The organism is Acinetobacter sp. 1207_04 (assembly GCF_052850415.1).
This window is the reverse complement of the sequence record NZ_VXCQ01000019.1, coordinates 37886-54341: the sequence shown is the minus strand read 5'-3', so window position 1 is coordinate 54341 and position 16456 is coordinate 37886. Positions and strand designations below refer to the sequence as shown.

Below are 16456 nucleotides of genomic sequence, written 5' to 3'. Positions count from 1 at the left end.
GGTGGTTGTTTATTAGGCAAAATACAACTTTTTATCTATTTTTAAGTGCAATTGGGGCAGTATTAGCAATTTTATTGTTATTTTTTTCATCATCATTCTGTTCTTGCCAAAGTACTGGTCGCACATCGATATATTCACAATAGCCCGCACTCCCCTCCTCCACTTCATTATTGATCTTTAATTGGTAACAAAAGCTTCCAACATAGCCTGCACCTAAACCAAATTTAAAATCTCCACGGCTTTGACCATATAAGTGAATATCATATTCAGCATGTTTCACTTCCCATTCAAATTCACGAGGGAGATACATTTCTTGTTGATTTGGTGTAGTTACTTTCGGATAAACCCGATGAATATTGAAGCTAACCTGTTCATCAATAAAAATAGAGGGTTTATGATCTGCTGATCGTAAATACATACGCGACTGAATGATCTGATTAAATTGATTTTTTAATTGAATCAAAATAAGTTGCTGTTGATTTTTCAAATGAATCATTTGGTAGGTATAAAAGCATATCGGTAAATAAAGCACATTGATTGCACGCGCATATTCAAATGCACCTTGATGGTTAATCTCAAAAGTTTGATTTTTATATCGAATAGAACCCTGACATTGACAAAGCAGTGACCAGTGATCATAAATACCAATTTTTAAACGATTGAACTGATGAATGATCGGCTGTGTTTCGATATTTAAATTAACCTGTAACTCATCATCATTCTGCTGTAAATGAAATCTAGGAAATGTACCACTTAATTGTTGTTTTTCGCCAAATCGAAAAAGTGTGTCCTTAAAGTGGCATTCATTCTGTTGAGAATAATTATGGATATGTCCTGTCATTTGTGGACTACTACTACTCAACACAAAAACAGTATCTAAGGGATTTGTAGAAATAGCGCTTTGATTACGCAAAATGGGAATATTGGGTTGCCCTGTGAGTGCTTTAAAATTGAAATAGTGTAATGGTGATGGTAAATCGGGAAGGATCAATCCTTGGTAAATAATTTTGTACCACCCCTTAACAGGATGGTAAGCGAGATCAAGCGGGAACCGCTCTGACTTAAGCTGCTTAGATTCATTGGATGGATGCATAAACAGCTTCATAATCAGGCTCCTTTTATCCCGCCCTATATTTCAAAATCTCTGATCTCATTTTTAGATTTTATTTATGCTGATTTTCGTGCCATAAAGGTCGTTACAAATCCTGATAATGCATAAATAATTGAAATAACCAAAATCCCTACAGGAATGTTATACGTCATTGCCGCAAGAATAAATACAACAATAGGTAAAACGAAAAATGGCACACGACTACGATCGACTGTTTTAAATGAGTAGTACTTGATATTGGAAATCATCAATAAACCGACTGCAACAATAATCACAGCATTTACAGTTTGAATAGCAACATCTTTTAAATCGAAAATAAGCGGAAAATCTCGCCCAACCCAAACCAATGATACGATCATAATGGCAGCAAGCGGACTTGCAACACCAATAAAGTAGCGTTTATCGACCACACCAATTTGTACATTAAAACGTGCTAAACGAAATGCAGCACAAGCTGTATAGACAAAACATGCAGCTAAGCCAATACGACCTAAATCATGCAAACTCCAACTATACATAAGAATAGCAGGTGCAACACCAAATGCTAACAAGTCAGACAATGAATCAAACTGCTCACCAAAGGCACTTTGCGCACCAATCGCACGTGCAACTCGACCATCTAAACCATCAAGTAATGCTGCAATAAAAATAGCATAAATTGCTTGCGTATAATCGCCATTCATACTGGCAATAATCGAGTAAAAACCTGACAACAACGCTGAGGTTGTAATCAGGTTCGGCCACAGATAGATACCACGACGCTTCACTTTATTACCTTCTTGCGTATGCTCTTCTTCTTCCACTTCAAACGTAATGCCATCGAAACTCGTTTGCGCTTCTGAAGCTTGATCGCTTTCGGGTTTATTTGTATTTGTCATTTTCGGATCCTACATGTGACCTTATTGCTTTTATTAAAAATTACTCACCAACCAACCAACGAACAGCGGCATGTCCACCCGTATCCTGCATACGTAAATGCGGGAATAACCATTGTAATGCTTCGTCAGCGTCTTGAGAGAATTTCCATGGTGGATTGATCACAAGTAAGCCACAGCCATTTAAACCAACTGGCGTATCATCTGGCCATACGCAAATTTCACATACCAACTGACGGCGAATACCCGTTTTGATCATTTTTTTCTCAAAACGTTCAATCATGGCACGGTCTTTAATTGGATACCAAACTGCAAAAACACCCGTAGGCCATTTTTTGTAAGCAGCAACCATCAACTCAACAAGTTGTGGGAAATCTTTACGTTCTATTTCGTAAGGTGGATCAATCATCACCAAACCACGTTTTTCCTTCGGTGGAATCACACCAAGTAAGCCTTCATAAGCATTACGTTCATGTAAGCCTGCACGCTTATCACGAATATTATAGTAGAGCTGTTGAAATACATCGCGCTGCATTTCAAAAATAGTCGCTTTATCAATATCACGCATGCCTTCAAGCGCAAACCATGGTGAACCTGGGTATGCACCTTTACCTGAACCTGCACGCATATCTTCAACAACCTTAAGATATTGCTTTACGCCTTCAGGAGCATTACGTTTAATAGAATCATCAAGTTTTACAAGACGATGAATACCATTTAAAAACTCACCCGACTTTTGTGCTTCTGCTGTTGATAGATCGTATTTGCCCGCACCACCATGCGTATCGATATAACGATAAGGTTTATCTTTCGTGTTAAGACGCGAGAGTAGCTGTAGCAACAATACATGCTTCATGACATCGGCAAAGTTGCCCGCATGGAAATGGTGACGGTAATTCATGTTTCAATTATTCCTGAGTTCAACCGCTATTTTAGCACGAAAAAACATTTCTTCATCTTTCCACATTTGTTCTAAACTATTAGCTTGAATTTTTCTGTTGTTTTATTGGAATTTTATGGAAGCTACACTCCTCCCAGAGTCTTGGAATGTTGATCAAATTCTCGATGATCTTGATCAGCATGGTTTTACTTTTATTGACAATGCTTATCCATTTAGCTATACCCAACAACTTGTTGAAGAATGTACTTCAAATCTTAATCTTTTTCGTGAAGCTGCCATTCAAAATGGTGTCGTTAGCAATATTCGTAGTGATCACATTCTTTGGATTAATGAAGAATTAAAGATCGCTCAACAACATATCAATGCCCTTCAAGCACTTTCTCAAGTCTTAAATAGAAGTTTTTACTTAGGTATTCAAGAAGTCGAAGCTCATTTTGCCTGTTACAACGCAGGTGAATTTTATGCCTTACATCGAGACAATCCTCAAGGTAAAAATGGTCGTATTATTTCAACTGTTTACTATTTGCATGAAGCATGGCGAGCAGAATGGGACGGACAATTACGTTTACAAGACAAAAATAATCAATGGCATACCATTGTTCCGAAACCAAATCGTATTGCGATCTTTCAAAGTGACTTATTACATGAAGTAATTGAGGCAAAAGAACAACGCCTATCAATTACAGCATGGTTACGTACTCAAACCATTTGAGTTCAATCAAAATTTATTTGATCAAGCCACACAAATAAATCAAGGAAATATTGATGAGATTTAAACCAATATTTCCTCGCATTTTAATATTTTGACTTCGAAAATATTCAATAGCACTTATATTTTCGTACAGATTTTAAAAATTTGCTGCTTGTTCATCTACAAACTTAAATTTATATTCATGTTGAATACTCGCCATTGGCATTCGTATTTGCATGTTTTTATCATTTAATGTCGCCTCTTCAAAAAATATATTGAAAGACGTTAGGCTGTGTCCAGGTAAATCCATTTCATCCATATGCAAAAACATGTTATCACCAGCTTTAAACTCTTCATCAAGCTGAGTCTGAATCATATTATGGAAATCTTTAAACTTACCTATTCTTTGTCCACTTTTAGTCACTTGACCTTGTGTTTCTTGTAAAATAACTTGAGTTACATCAGAACCTTTTAATGCACCAACAAGCGTATTTGTCATTAAACTCACGCCTTCTAAACTCGGTATAGCCGTTGCAGTTTTAGCAATAACAGCAATGTCACTCACTGCTCTTTTCAAAGAAAACTCTTTTAAATTTGTACGCTTTAAAACCTGCTCTAGCCGACCATTGGTCATGGGCTTATATTCACGGTCATTAAAAGTTAAACGAACCTCATTTGGCTTAAATTTTATTCTTTCACTTGAGTGGTTACGCACCACAACAAAAAAGGGTAAGCCTTTTCCTTGTAAGCGTTGATATTGAACAGTATTTTCATTTGCACGTCGCACAATAACTTCAACCCGATTTGCTTCCTTGCCAACCGTATCTTTCAAAGTCACCGTATAACCTTGAGCAACTTGATTATTCATCATGGTTGCAAACTCAGGAACCTTCTCTGTTAAAATTTGATTAATATTTTCTGACTCCAATGACAACCCCCGCATTGCCTCATAAACATCATTCGCCATCGTATGCCCACTACAAAGCAACAACCAGCCCATCCCTAAGCCATAAATATTCAGTTTCATTTTTTTGTTCATAAAAACCCCACTACAAAAATAAAAAATAAATAACACAAGGAAACAAAATACTACATCAATCATATTTTTTGTTTATTTTTTAAACACAACCACTTGATATTTAGTAACAAATTAATTTTTATTTTTTAGAAAAAATTACTATTAAACTGATAATCGCTAAAATATTAAACACACTTAAAATACAGTTTCTGATTGACAAGGGGTTTAAATCACAGACATCAGCCTTATTATAATGAGCAGAACTAAAGAGGATTCGGACATGTCTGTAAATACAACAAATATCATCTCGCGCATTGGTGAAACGGATCAATTGTATTTGACAAACAATTCACCCGAACTTGCACTTGAACGTGGGGATTTACGCTTAGAGCTTGCAACAATAAGCCATTCTAAACAGGAACAAATCCACTTCCTGCAAGAAGCGATTGTGTTACTTGAAACAGCTCGAGTTGAATACGAAGAAATGCCAATGGCGTTGTATGTAAAACTTTCTTTGCATTTGGTAAAGGCCTATATGATCTTTTTCGAAATTACTAAAGAAACGCGTTATGCCTTAATTACACAGCAAATTTTAAAACCATTAACCGTGAATGAAGATGCAGATATTTATTTTTTCTTGGCTTATGCTGCTGTGAGTAAAAATGAAATAGCTATGACTCGTCATTGGATTGGTAAATATTTAAAAAATCCTGCACATGATCCTGCATTGTTGCAGTCACACTCAGCATTTCACTCTGTACGTGGTGCCGAATGGTTTCCAAAAGTGCTTCCAAGTTAATCAATATAGAAATGTGTAAAGTTTAAAGTTTAAAAATAGAAATGGCTCAGAAATGAGCCATTTTTTGTTGCGCTTGGGAAAAGTTAAAGTTAAACAGGTTGGAGTTTATAAGCATCCATATGTAATTGCTGATTAAGCTCATCAACCCAAATCGCCCAATCATCATCTTGTACCAAATGACTAATTAATAATGCACGCTGACTTTTATTCCAAAAAGGTGCGTCATGTAGTGAAACATTTGCAGGAAGTTGATGTGTACGAATGTACAATTCAATTGCTGCGGGACTGTTTGCTAAACCGAGTTGTGAAAACAGTAAATCCAAGGATGGTTTTTGTTGTGTGAGCATCCTGCGCCCTCCTTATCAATTGTTCTGTATTTTCATATTATCCTAACTGATAAATTGATTAAAAAAAAGCCCAATTTTTGATTGGACTTTTTTTGTATTTTTACCACTTATTTTCTTAAATTTTTAATACGTTCAGCTTTAATATCTTTATTTAATAACTCGTTTAAATTATCAATCACGATGGACCACTCATCATCTTTTTGCCAATGACTCGATAAAAATTGCTTTTGGTTTTCTGTCCAAAATGGCGCTAGATGCATCATAGTACCTTCAGGCAATTGATGTTCCTCAATAAACTGATCAATTGCATCTGATTCAGATGATAAGCCCAATTGCTCAAATAATAATTCTAGAGTCGGTTGCTGATCAAACATATCAAGTATTCCTCTTTCTTTTCAAATTATTCATTGTGATCTTTAAAATATGAAGCTTTGCCTAATTTGTCTGCTCAGTTCGCTGTCTATTCTTGTAATTTTTTGTTGAATCCATTTTTAAAAAAGCGATTCGAAATAAAAAAGCACCCTAAAAGGGTGCTTTTTCTAACTCAATCTTTCAAAAGATTAAATTATTTAATCATGTCAGCAACTGCTGCACGTTCGCCTTCTAACTCATCTAGAGTGAAATTGATACGCTCACGGCTGAATTCATCAATTTCAAGACCTTGAACGATTTTGTATTCGCCATTTTCAGTTGTTACAGGGAAACCGAACATAACGCCTTCTGGAATACCATAAGAACCGTCAGAAGGAATACCCATTGTTACCCATTTGCCGTTTGTGCCAAGAGCCCAATCGCGCATATGGTCGATTGCAGCATTTGCAGCAGACGCAGCAGAAGACAAACCACGTGCTTCGATGATCGCAGCACCACGTTTACCAACAGTTGGAAGGAATACATCTTTGTTCCAAGCAGCATCGTTAATTTTGTCTTTTAAGCTTTCGCCGTTTACAGTTGCAAAACGGTAGTCAGCATACATTGTTGGAGAGTGGTTACCCCAAACTGTCATTGTTTCGATATCAGAAACTGCAACACCAGCTTTTTGAGCAAGTTGAGTCAACGCACGGTTGTGATCAAGACGTAACATTGCTGTAAAGTTTTTCGCTGGAAGATCTGGAGCAGATTTCATTGCAATGTAAGCATTTGTATTTGCAGGGTTACCTACAACAAGAACTTTAACATCACGGCTCGCAACTTCGTTGAGTGCTTGACCTTGACCAATGAAGATTTCGCCATTTACTTTAAGTAATTCAGCACGTTCCATACCAGGACCACGTGGACGTGAACCAACTAAAAGAGCGTAATCTGCATCTTTAAATGCAACTTTAGGATCATCAGTACCTACCATACCTTCCAATAATGGGAAAGCACAGTCGTCAAGTTCCATCATTACGCCTTTAAGCGCAGCTTGAGCTTTCTCAAATGGAACTTCTAATAATTGCAAAATAACAGGTTGGTCTTTACCAAGCATTTCACCGCTAGCAATACGGAATAATAGGCTGTAACCAATTTGACCTGCGGCGCCAGTAACGGCAACACGAACTGCTTGCTTCATCTAATTATCTCCAATTGAGGATATTCAATGCGATTAGATAGTTAGTCTATCCAATCCAATCATCTTAAACGTCCAAGATTGTACTCCAATCTTTTCGGTTATGCATTTAAAAGAAAATGATTTTCAACAAAAGTATAATAAAAAAATCAACAGTTAATTTATCATCGATAAACTCAATATGAGCCTTGAACGCTAAATGAGCTTGGACAATTTGAAACGACATGACTAGAGCATTGCTTAAACTGACCATTCACCTTATAACAAACCTGTACTTCTGTAAGTACAGGAGTCGAACGCAAATTTTGGCAATTAAAACGTATACCATTGACTGTTAAACCTGGATTTAAACGAATAAATTGAGCACGTAAAGCGTTGTGTTGTACTTGCTTATTTTCAGAACCCGTTAAATCAGCAGGAATCTTTAAACGATCTGCAAAATTAATCAATGTTCTAAAATACTGACTTGCATTAGAAGGAATACACCCCCCCACACTACGCCATAACTGAACACGTGCGCTTTCTTCAGGCATAACCCGTGCAACAACTTTAGCTTGTAATGGTGATAATGTTGCCGATGTATTGGTCGAACAATCTGCCTGAGTCGTTTCAGGCAACAAACCAGTAACAGTCAATGAATAACCTTCCAAGCATTTTCGTTGCTTCTTCTTGCTACTATCCATTGCACAGACTGCAGGTGTCATTTGCACCTGCATGACATATCCTTGAACAACAGGTGCAGCAACAACATTTCCAGCACTAAAACAAAAAAGACCTGTCATAGCATAAAGCCATGCATTAACCTTTTGCTTCAAAGACTTAAAAATGTTGTACTTCATTTTACGATTTCCAATATCTCAACTGTTGTCATCACATGATCAAAAATACTTTACTGAATGCTTCGCATTGGAATAGTCGGCATTCTACTTTCAATAATTTGTGGCCCTTGCCCAAGTAAAATGCCGTAATGCGTGGCATTAGTCATGACATTTTTTACATAGTCACGTGTTTCACTCAAAGGAATCGATTCAGTATATTGATCGGCAGATAAACTTTGATAATCGGGTTGCCATCTCTTGGCACGATTGGGTCCCGCATTATAACCTGCTGTTGCAAGTACGGGGTTACTACTCAGTTGATTTTGAATCATGGATAAATAAAACGTACCGTAGCGAATATTGGTATTGGTATCCGTCAATGCAGCAGGATTATAAGTTTCCCCCATTTGCTTCGCGACCAATTTAGCAGTGTTTGGCATAATTTGCATTAAACCGCCTGCTCCAACATGCGAACGTGCGGCACTCACAAAACGACTTTCTTGACGCATTAAACCATATGCCCAAGCAGGATCAATACCTACATTTCGACTATGGCTAACTACAGTTGCCTGATGTGGTGTTGCATAACGATAGGTATAGTTATGTTTTTTCTCGGTACGATCTGCTGCATAAATTGCACGATCATACCACCCCATATCACTTGCACGTTTCGCTGCCGCAAGTAATAAACCATCATCATGTTTCAAATAAGCTTGACGAACTGCCCAGTTCCATTCACGTGTTGTATAGACCGCAGGTGCGTCAATATTTCGTAAAGCAAAAGCACGACGGAAATGAATATCTTGATTTAAACGTGTCTGATCACTCACAGAAGGTTGCTCTTGCGGTGCAGAAGCATTGTAACGTTGCCCAATTCGATCTTTTGCAAGCAAATTATGATAGTCCTCACCTGACATGGCAAGTCGTTTATAAATTTCTTCTGCCGCTTTTTTAGAGCCTTTATCGCCTCGCTGTTCAGATGCTCGAGCAAGCCAATACTGCCAACGATCTTCCTGCCGTTGTGTCATGCTCATACTATCAATAGCACGAATCACGCTCTCCCAAGAACCAAAACGAATGGCTTGACGTGCATAAACTTCTGCTTCTTCGGAGCTAAAAGGAACGCCATAACTTGCATCAAAGTTTTGTAAAACTTCACGGTTGAAATTATTTTTCATCACCGTTGTACCACCAATATAACCAACGGTTCTGTAAATATACTTTTGTACATCGGCAGGTACACCCTGTACCAATCGTGGTACAGACTGCATTGCAGAAGTTAAATCTGTATCGGCAGCACGCCCAAGTGCAAATACTAAATACGCATAATCTTGCACGTTATTTTTAGGCGCACTCCATAAGTAGTTCAATGGATTGGCTTGAATTTGATTAAACTGCGCCAAGGATAAAGTTACGCCTATACTCTGTGCTGTTGCAATCGCTTGCCCTGACTGCCCTGCACGTAACTGTGCATATAAACGTTGTTGGCGGTCTTGTTGTGTCATTAATGGACTAGTCAGCATTAAGCGCCCCAAGCCTGTACAGGATTCGGGTTGTGAACTCGTATTGAGCCATACATCTTTAAACTCGGCATAGACCAATGAGTCGCCTGTTTTCGCACGGACTTGTGCAACGGCACAGCTTTCAGCCTGATCGGCATTGGTCACATAAGGTAATACAGGTTGGGCATTGGCATAATCTGCTTGTTTTACTTTTTCTTCGACATAATCTGCAGAGAGTTTTTCTGCCATTGCCGATTGTGGATAACGCTGAGCGAAAGCGACAATGCTCGATGATGGTTGAAATGCCAAATTTGAATTCAATGACCAATATTCAGGATAATATCCGAGCGCATCATTTTGCATGGCATAACGATATTGCTCCAATGCTGAAGGGTTACTGGCATTACGTAAAGCATCATTAAATTGCTCTTCCGCTGCATGCGTAAGTTGAAATCCAGTACATGCCAATAAACCGAATGCATAAGACTTTAATTTTTTTTGATTGATTACTTCATTTAACATTGTTTTATTCACAACCATTCTTTCATTTTGCATGACTTGCCCATTATTCTAACTTGGCACGTATTTGTGCTTAGTTTAATTATTCTAATCCATTTCTACTGTTCTGTTATGTAACCTTATGATTCATATTTAATAATAGTCTTCATTTTTTATTCTTATTTTTCAATTTCAAAGCGATTTAGATAAAGCATAGGTCTTTGTGATGAAATGCTGTAAAATAATGCGCTTTTCGATGTTCACGAAAATATCACATCGAAACACCCGATTATTTTAAAGTTTAATTTTTCTGAAATTTAATTACAGTTATAGGATAAATACCTCCATGACGGTTGAAACCTTCATCCCTACCGCCCAAGCTGCCTCAGAAAACACTGTTATCCAGCCACAGCACATCCCACTCGATGGCTCAGTCAAAAAACTGTATATCGAAACTCAAGGGTGTCAGATGAATGAGTATGACAGTCATCGTATGGCAGATTTATTGGGTGATTCGCACGGTTATGTGCTGACCAAAGATCCTAAAGATGCCGATATTCTATTAATGAATACCTGTTCAATTCGTGAAAAAGCGCAAGAAAAAGTGTTTTCTGAATTGGGTCGCTGGCGCAAACTGAAAGAAAAAAATCCTGACCTGATCATTGGTGTAGGTGGTTGTGTTGCCTCACAAGAAGGTGACAACATTCAAAAACGTGCCAACTATGTCGACATGGTTTTTGGTCCTCAAACTTTGCACCGTTTACCGCAAATGCTAGATCAACATTTTGATCAAGTTGAAAAGCCAAAGAAAGAAAAAATCAAATTAGTTGATATTTCATTCCCTGATATTGAAAAATTCGACTTCTTGCCTGAGCCTCGTGTTGAAGGCTATAAGGCCTTTGTTTCGATTATGGAAGGCTGTTCAAAATACTGCTCTTTCTGTGTTGTACCGTATACACGCGGTGAAGAAGTTTCTCGTCCGCTCGATGATGTATTGGCAGAAATTGCGGTTTTGGCTGAAAAAGGCGTGCGTGAAATTTCATTGCTCGGTCAAAATGTCAATGGCTACCGCGGTGAAACCTTTGAAGGTGAAATTTGCACCTTCGCAGACCTCCTTCGCCTTGTTTCAGAAATTCCAGGTATTGGTCGTCTACGTTATACGACATCACATCCACTTGAATTTAATGATGATTTAATTCAATGCTACCGTGACTTACCACAAATGGTTTCACACCTTCATTTGCCTGTTCAAAGCGGTTCAAATGATGTATTACAAGCCATGAAACGTAATCACACGATTGATGTATATATCGAAAAAATTGCCAAACTACGTAAAGTCCGCCCAGATATGCATTTGTCTTCAGACTTTATTATTGGTTTCCCTGGTGAAACCGATGCGCACTTTGAAGAGACCTATCAGTTTATTCAAGATTTAGACTTTGACCATTCTTATAGCTTTATTTATTCAAAACGTCCGGGTACGCCTGCATCAGAGCTGCCTGACAGCACACCTGAAGATGTGAAAAAAGAGCGTTTGGCAAAAGTTCAACATTGGATCAAACAATCAAGTATTGCAAAAACAGATGCCATGCTCGGTACGGTTCAACGTGTCCTTATTGAAAATGTATCCAATAAAGATCCTAATCTTTTGGTTGGTACCGCAGATAATACACGTTTAGTTACTTTTGTCGGTGATGCGTCTTGGATTGGACGCTTTGCAGAAATTGAGATTACTGAAATTAAAACTTTAAATTTAGTTTACGGTGAACTCTTGAATCTTGAGCCTGACGTGACGTAATGTAAGAGCATAAACTTTTTTATAAAAAGGATATCTCTTGACGACAGCGATTCGACGTACGGTAGCTTTCCCGGGTATTTCACTTGACCGTTTACAAAGCATGCTCGGTGCTTATAACGGTCATTTGAAACAAATCGAACAACGTTTACAGGTCAATATTTCCAACCGTGGTGACAGCTTCTTTATTGATGGTGATTTAGAAGTTGTAGAACGTGCTGAAAACTTATTGCAACGCCTCTATGCAGAAGCCGAACTTTCACAGCCGATCAGTGCAGATACCATTCACTTAATGATTCAAGGCAGTCAAACTGAGCATGAATTGCAAGATGATCTTGTCGATGATGATGCACATTCAGGCTTAGATGACGTTTGGTTACAAACACGCAAAGGTCGGATTAATCCACGTGGTGCCAACCAAAAGCGCTACGTGCAACGTATTTTAAACAGTGATATTTCTTTCGGTGTTGGCCCTGCAGGAACAGGGAAAACCTATCTTGCAGTTGCAGCAGCAGTCGATATGCTTGAACGCAATGAAATTCAACGTATTCTTTTAGTCCGTCCTGCGGTTGAAGCTGGTGAAAAACTTGGTTTCTTACCCGGCGATTTAACTCAAAAGATTGATCCCTATTTACGCCCACTTTACGATGCCTTGTATGAAATGCTCGGTTTCGAGAAAGTGGCAAAACTGATTGAACGCCAAGTGATTGAAGTAGCTCCCCTCGCCTATATGCGTGGTCGTACCCTCAATCATGCTTTTGTTATTTTAGATGAAGCACAAAACACAACACCTGAACAAATGAAGATGTTTCTGACGCGTTTAGGCTTTGGTTCTCGTGCAGTTATTACCGGTGACATTACCCAAGTCGATTTACCACGTGGGCAACAGTCGGGCTTAGCACATGCACTACGTGTAATTGAAAAGATTAAAGAAATTCATGTTACTCACTTCCATTCTCGTGATGTTGTGCGTCATCAATTGGTACAAAAAATTGTTGAAGCCTATGAAGGATGGGATAGTGAACAATATCGTTTAAGTGCTGAAGCACGTGCTGAACGTAAAGCACGTCAAGACGCCTTAATCTCCGACAATGATGCTAAAGCAGATCAGCAGCATCAAGATTAAACTTAAGGATGCATTTTGAAACTTAGTCTATCGCTACAACAAGATTTTCAAGCCGCTGAATTGGTCTTAAAACGTGGTGGTATCAAGAAAGTTGTAGAAACGACATTACGTTTTATTGGCACACAAAGCGACTGTGAAATGGGCATTGCCTGTGTCGATAATGCGGAAAGCCACAAACTCAATTTGGAATATCGTCAAAAAGACAAACCGACCAATGTTCTGTCTTTTCCAAGCGATCTACCCGATGAAATGGCACAGATTTTAGACACATTCCCAATTGGTGATTTGGTCATTTGTATTCCTGTCGTTTTACAAGAAGCTATTGAACAGCAAAAAACACCCATTGAACATTTCACTCATATGCTCGTACATGGCACATTGCATTTGATGGGCTATGACCACGAAACCTCAGAAGAAGATGCTGAAGAAATGGAAGCATTAGAAATTGAGATTTTAAATAAACTTGGCTTTGAAAATCCGTACACTGTAAAAGAAAATTGATTTTTAATATCAAATTTATTCATCGCTTTTCCTGTGCTAAACACATGCCAGAGTACATAGGAAAGCGATGAAGTTTCAACTTTACGCTGTAATCATCTACATCAATGCTGAATCATGTCGATGCACATGTGTGTTAGCTTAGTAATGCGGTGGACGATCTGAATTTGGATCAAAACTCGCAATACCTTCTGACAAATCAGATGATTCAATCCGTTGATAAATTAATTGCATTTGTTTCTTTAAATCAGCAATTTCCGCATTCTGTTTTGCAACCTGATCATTAAGTTGATCAACTAAATCGTCCAAAAATGCAATTCGGACTTGCAAATCTTCTATGGGTGCGGAAAATGACGCCTGATTATCTACACTTTTATCTTTAGTCACTTTTAGTCCTCATTGGGGAATTTTCAGGAAACAGTATGGCCTATATTACGTTAAGGGATGTCCAACTTGCATTTGGTGGACCAGCCCTGCTCGACGGCGCGAGCTTCAATTTAGAACGCGGCGAACGAGTTTGTTTGATTGGTCGTAACGGTGAAGGTAAGTCTACTTTACTCAAACTCATTGAGGGAAGTTTATTGCCTGATCGTGGTGAAATTGCACTACAAAATGGCATCACCATTTCTATGCTTGCACAGGATGTCCCAATGGACTCGGGCAAGGTGGCTGACATCGTTGCCGATGGTGCAGGCGAAGCTGCAACTGTACTTAGAGCATACCATGAAGCGAGTGATGCTTGTGTACTTGGCGATATGGATGCTTGTGATCGTATGGGCGAGCTACAGCATAAGATGGATCAGCTTGATGGTTGGGCACTTGAAACCAAAGTCAATTCTATTTTAAGTAAAATGGGCTTAGACCCTGATGCCGATCTTGCCGATTTATCGGGAGGTCGTAAACGTCGTGTACTTCTTGCTCGTGCACTTTTGACGCAACCAGACGTATTACTGCTTGACGAACCAACCAACCATTTGGACGTTGAAAGTATCGAATGGTTAGAAAAATTCTTACTTGATCAAAACAATTTAACTTTACTTTTCATTTCGCATGACCGTTCATTTGTAGACAGCATTGCAACGCGTATTGTAGAGCTTGATCGTGGAACTTTACGAAGTTATGAAGGTAACTATTCACGTTACTTAGAACTCAAAGCTATGCAAATGGAAGCTGAAGAAAAGCAAAATGCTTTATTCGATAAAAAGCTTGCAGAAGAAGAAGTTTGGATTCGACAAGGCATTAAAGCACGTCGTACCCGTAATGAAGGTCGTGTACGTGATTTAAAAGCATTGCGTGAAGAATCTAAAGCGCGTCGTTCACAGCAAGGTAAAGTGAACATGGCAACCCAAGATGCCAATCGTTCAGGTAAAGTAGTCTTTGAAATTAATAACTTGAGTGTGACTTTTGGCGACAATGCACCGATTATCAAAGATTTCTCTGCATTGGTACTTCGTGGCGACCGTATTGGTTTGGTGGGTGACAATGGTGTGGGTAAAACAACCCTTATCAAAGCCATTCTAGGTGAGCAAGAACATACTGGTACAGTCAAAACAGGTACACAACTTGAAGTGGCGTATTTTGACCAATTGCGTAATGCGCTTGATCTTGAAAAATCAGTAAAAGATAACGTCTCTGAAGGTTCAGATTTTGTTGATGTAAATGGTGGCCGTCGCCATATTTACAGTTATTTGCAAGATTTCTTGTTCTCACCTGAGCGTGCTCGTACACCTGTAAAAGCATTGTCGGGTGGTGAACGTAACCGTATTTTATTGGCTAAATTATTGCTTAAACCATCAAACTTAATTGTGATGGATGAACCGACCAATGACTTAGATATGGTGACTTTAGAGTTACTTGAAGAAATGTTGGGCGGTTATAAAGGTACATTACTCCTCATCTCGCATGACCGTGCTTTCATGGACAATGTCGTAACATCGACTTGGGTCTTTGATGGTAAAGGCCATATTGACGAGTACATTGGTGGTTACCAAGACTATTTAGAACAGCGCCCTGACCAAACTGCAGTTGATCAAAAATCTGCTGTAAAAAAAGCCATTGCTAAAGCTGAAGCTGCTGCAACTCCTGTTGAAGCCCCTGCGAAAAAAGTAAAGTTGAGTTATAAAGATCAACGTGCTTTAGAACAACTTCCTGCTGAAATGGAAGCGCTTGAAAAAGAGCAAGCTAAAATTAATGCGCAACTAGCCGATGGTTCTTTGTTTGTATCTGACAATGATAAAGCCATGAAGATGTCTACACGTTTGGCTGAAATTGATGAGCAATTGCTTGAAAAAATGGAACGCTGGGAAGAATTGGAAGAAATGACCAAAGGTTAATTTTTCTTTATTTAAACCCTGCTATTTGAATGGAAAATGCTTTCGAGCATTTTCCATTTTATGAATATAAAAATAGTCACAATACATCCAATATGAATAGCCTCAAAAATTAGATAAAAAGATAAAAAATTTTCTTCGGGCATCTTTCACTGCATTTTTTAACATTTAATTTAACCAAAATAAAAAGTTAAATTTCAGCCAAGTTTCTAGTAATTTTATTGGCTCAACAGTGGGTATTGCTATTTGGTTTGTAATGTCTAAGGCTAGCTTTCTTCATATGTACTATACCAATTTAGAGTATTTATTTTTAGTATCGAATATTTTTATGACCACATCAAATTGTGTAATCTTTAAAGCTTCAGAATATACGTGTATTGCTTGTTTAGCTTCTTGATCGTTACCGTTTATGACATCGATCACCATACAATTGACGGTGCAATATTATGCATGATTAATTGGTTGCTTGATGGCTTTTTTCATTGAATATACTTTAATAAAACTGGCACACTGAAAAGAACAATCTGAATAAAAATGCAACTATTATCAAGCATTACATTAAAATGAACTTAAAAAAACAACCACATTACTATAGTCC

The 16456-nt window shown here is 38.2% G+C and carries 16 protein-coding genes; 6 read left to right on the top strand and 10 right to left on the bottom strand.

Translation table 11 applies throughout. The features are described from left to right. Window positions 1–31: 31 nt before the first annotated feature. The 3 genes from FW754_RS14830 to FW754_RS14820 all read right to left on the bottom strand — a co-directional run bounded on the left by FW754_RS14830 (window position 32) and on the right by FW754_RS14820 (window position 2887). Window positions 32–1105 carry a DUF6670 family protein gene (locus FW754_RS14830; protein ID WP_446325069.1) on the bottom strand — a complete coding sequence of 358 codons (1074 nt, stop codon included), beginning with the start codon at window positions 1103–1105 and terminating at the stop codon, window positions 32–34. 62 nt (window positions 1106–1167) lie between these two features. Next, window positions 1168–1989, bottom strand: a complete 822-nt coding sequence (gene pssA, locus FW754_RS14825; protein ID WP_446325068.1) for a CDP-diacylglycerol--serine O-phosphatidyltransferase — start codon at window positions 1987–1989, stop codon at window positions 1168–1170. Window positions 1990–2029: 40 nt separating this feature from the next. Continuing rightward, complete coding sequence (locus FW754_RS14820; protein WP_409512324.1) at window positions 2030–2887, bottom strand: 23S rRNA (adenine(2030)-N(6))-methyltransferase RlmJ; 858 nt, start codon at window positions 2885–2887, stop codon at window positions 2030–2032. Window positions 2888–3002: 115 nt separating this feature from the next. Here FW754_RS14820 and FW754_RS14815 point away from each other — a divergent pair, with 115 nt between their 5' ends. Beyond that, entirely contained in the window at window positions 3003–3599 is a 597-nt protein-coding gene (locus FW754_RS14815) for a 2OG-Fe(II) oxygenase (RefSeq protein ID WP_409512325.1), read from the top strand. A 136-nt stretch (window positions 3600–3735) separates the two neighbouring features. On the opposite strand, the gene FW754_RS14810 is transcribed toward FW754_RS14815, so the two are convergent. Further along, on the bottom strand, window positions 3736–4617 hold the full coding sequence (locus tag FW754_RS14810) for a hypothetical protein (RefSeq protein WP_446325067.1): 882 nt from the start codon (window positions 4615–4617) through the stop codon (window positions 3736–3738). 259 nt (window positions 4618–4876) lie between these two features. Between FW754_RS14810 and FW754_RS14805 the strand changes: the two genes are divergently transcribed. Next, a complete protein-coding gene (locus FW754_RS14805) occupies window positions 4877–5395 on the top strand; it encodes a hypothetical protein (protein WP_409512327.1) in 519 nt (172 codons plus the stop codon). An 89-nt stretch (window positions 5396–5484) separates the two neighbouring features. Here the strand turns inward: FW754_RS14805 and FW754_RS14800 are convergent, their stop codons facing one another. The 5 genes from FW754_RS14800 to FW754_RS14780 all read right to left on the bottom strand — a co-directional run bounded on the left by FW754_RS14800 (window position 5485) and on the right by FW754_RS14780 (window position 10133). Further along, a complete protein-coding gene (locus FW754_RS14800) occupies window positions 5485–5742 on the bottom strand; it encodes a DUF2789 family protein (protein WP_409512328.1) in 258 nt (85 codons plus the stop codon). A 107-nt stretch (window positions 5743–5849) separates the two neighbouring features. Beyond that, window positions 5850–6116 (bottom strand): DUF2789 family protein, encoded by a 267-nt coding sequence (locus tag FW754_RS14795; protein ID WP_446325066.1) that lies wholly within the window; start codon window positions 6114–6116, stop codon window positions 5850–5852. A 191-nt stretch (window positions 6117–6307) separates the two neighbouring features. Continuing rightward, complete coding sequence (locus tag FW754_RS14790; RefSeq protein WP_409512330.1) at window positions 6308–7294, bottom strand: malate dehydrogenase; 987 nt, start codon at window positions 7292–7294, stop codon at window positions 6308–6310. A gap of 173 nt (window positions 7295–7467) precedes the next feature. After that, a complete protein-coding gene (locus FW754_RS14785; RefSeq protein ID WP_446325065.1) occupies window positions 7468–8130 on the bottom strand; it encodes a ribonuclease T2 family protein in 663 nt (220 codons plus the stop codon). A 50-nt stretch (window positions 8131–8180) separates the two neighbouring features. Beyond that, a complete protein-coding gene (locus FW754_RS14780) occupies window positions 8181–10133 on the bottom strand; it encodes a transglycosylase SLT domain-containing protein (RefSeq protein ID WP_446325072.1) in 1953 nt (650 codons plus the stop codon). A 322-nt stretch (window positions 10134–10455) separates the two neighbouring features. Here FW754_RS14780 and miaB point away from each other — a divergent pair, with 322 nt between their 5' ends. From miaB to ybeY, 3 genes are read left to right on the top strand one after another with little or no spacing between them, the layout of a single operon-like run. Next, complete coding sequence (miaB, locus tag FW754_RS14775; protein WP_409512331.1) at window positions 10456–11907, top strand: tRNA (N6-isopentenyl adenosine(37)-C2)-methylthiotransferase MiaB; 1452 nt, start codon at window positions 10456–10458, stop codon at window positions 11905–11907. 37 nt (window positions 11908–11944) lie between these two features. Continuing rightward, a complete protein-coding gene (locus tag FW754_RS14770) occupies window positions 11945–13030 on the top strand; it encodes a PhoH family protein (protein WP_419348732.1) in 1086 nt (361 codons plus the stop codon). Window positions 13031–13045: 15 nt separating this feature from the next. Continuing rightward, window positions 13046–13531 carry an rRNA maturation RNase YbeY gene (ybeY, locus tag FW754_RS14765; RefSeq protein ID WP_409512333.1) on the top strand — a complete coding sequence of 162 codons (486 nt, stop codon included), beginning with the start codon at window positions 13046–13048 and terminating at the stop codon, window positions 13529–13531. Between the two features lie 138 nt (window positions 13532–13669). Here ybeY and FW754_RS14760 read toward each other — a convergent pair whose 3' ends face one another. Further along, entirely contained in the window at window positions 13670–13915 is a 246-nt protein-coding gene (locus tag FW754_RS14760; protein ID WP_409512334.1) for a SlyX family protein, read from the bottom strand. Between the two features lie 35 nt (window positions 13916–13950). On the opposite strand from FW754_RS14760, the gene FW754_RS14755 reads away from it, so the two are divergent. Next, complete coding sequence (locus FW754_RS14755) at window positions 13951–15861, top strand: ATP-binding cassette domain-containing protein (protein WP_446325064.1); 1911 nt, start codon at window positions 13951–13953, stop codon at window positions 15859–15861. Window positions 15862–16456: the final 595 nt, after the last annotated feature.

Bases quoted from the DNA above. Each gene is read 5' to 3' on its own strand.
- FW754_RS14780 (WP_446325072.1), bottom strand. From the start codon at position 10,133: ATGTTAAATGAAGTAATCAATCAAAAAAAATTAAAGTCTTATGCATTC.
- FW754_RS14755 (WP_446325064.1), top strand. From the start codon at position 13,951: ATGGCCTATATTACGTTAAGGGATGTCCAACTTGCATTTGGTGGACCA.
- FW754_RS14830 (WP_446325069.1), bottom strand. From the start codon at position 1,105: ATGAAGCTGTTTATGCATCCATCCAATGAATCTAAGCAGCTTAAGTCA.
- FW754_RS14800 (WP_409512328.1), bottom strand. From the start codon at position 5,742: ATGCTCACACAACAAAAACCATCCTTGGATTTACTGTTTTCACAACTC.
- FW754_RS14785 (WP_446325065.1), bottom strand. From the start codon at position 8,130: ATGAAGTACAACATTTTTAAGTCTTTGAAGCAAAAGGTTAATGCATGG.
- miaB (WP_409512331.1), top strand. From the start codon at position 10,456: ATGACGGTTGAAACCTTCATCCCTACCGCCCAAGCTGCCTCAGAAAAC.
- FW754_RS14815 (WP_409512325.1), top strand. From the start codon at position 3,003: ATGGAAGCTACACTCCTCCCAGAGTCTTGGAATGTTGATCAAATTCTC.
- FW754_RS14790 (WP_409512330.1), bottom strand. From the start codon at position 7,294: ATGAAGCAAGCAGTTCGTGTTGCCGTTACTGGCGCCGCAGGTCAAATT.
- FW754_RS14810 (WP_446325067.1), bottom strand. From the start codon at position 4,617: ATGAACAAAAAAATGAAACTGAATATTTATGGCTTAGGGATGGGCTGG.
- FW754_RS14795 (WP_446325066.1), bottom strand. From the start codon at position 6,116: ATGTTTGATCAGCAACCGACTCTAGAATTATTATTTGAGCAATTGGGC.
- FW754_RS14820 (WP_409512324.1), bottom strand. From the start codon at position 2,887: ATGAATTACCGTCACCATTTCCATGCGGGCAACTTTGCCGATGTCATG.
- FW754_RS14805 (WP_409512327.1), top strand. From the start codon at position 4,877: ATGTCTGTAAATACAACAAATATCATCTCGCGCATTGGTGAAACGGAT.
- pssA (WP_446325068.1), bottom strand. From the start codon at position 1,989: ATGACAAATACAAATAAACCCGAAAGCGATCAAGCTTCAGAAGCGCAA.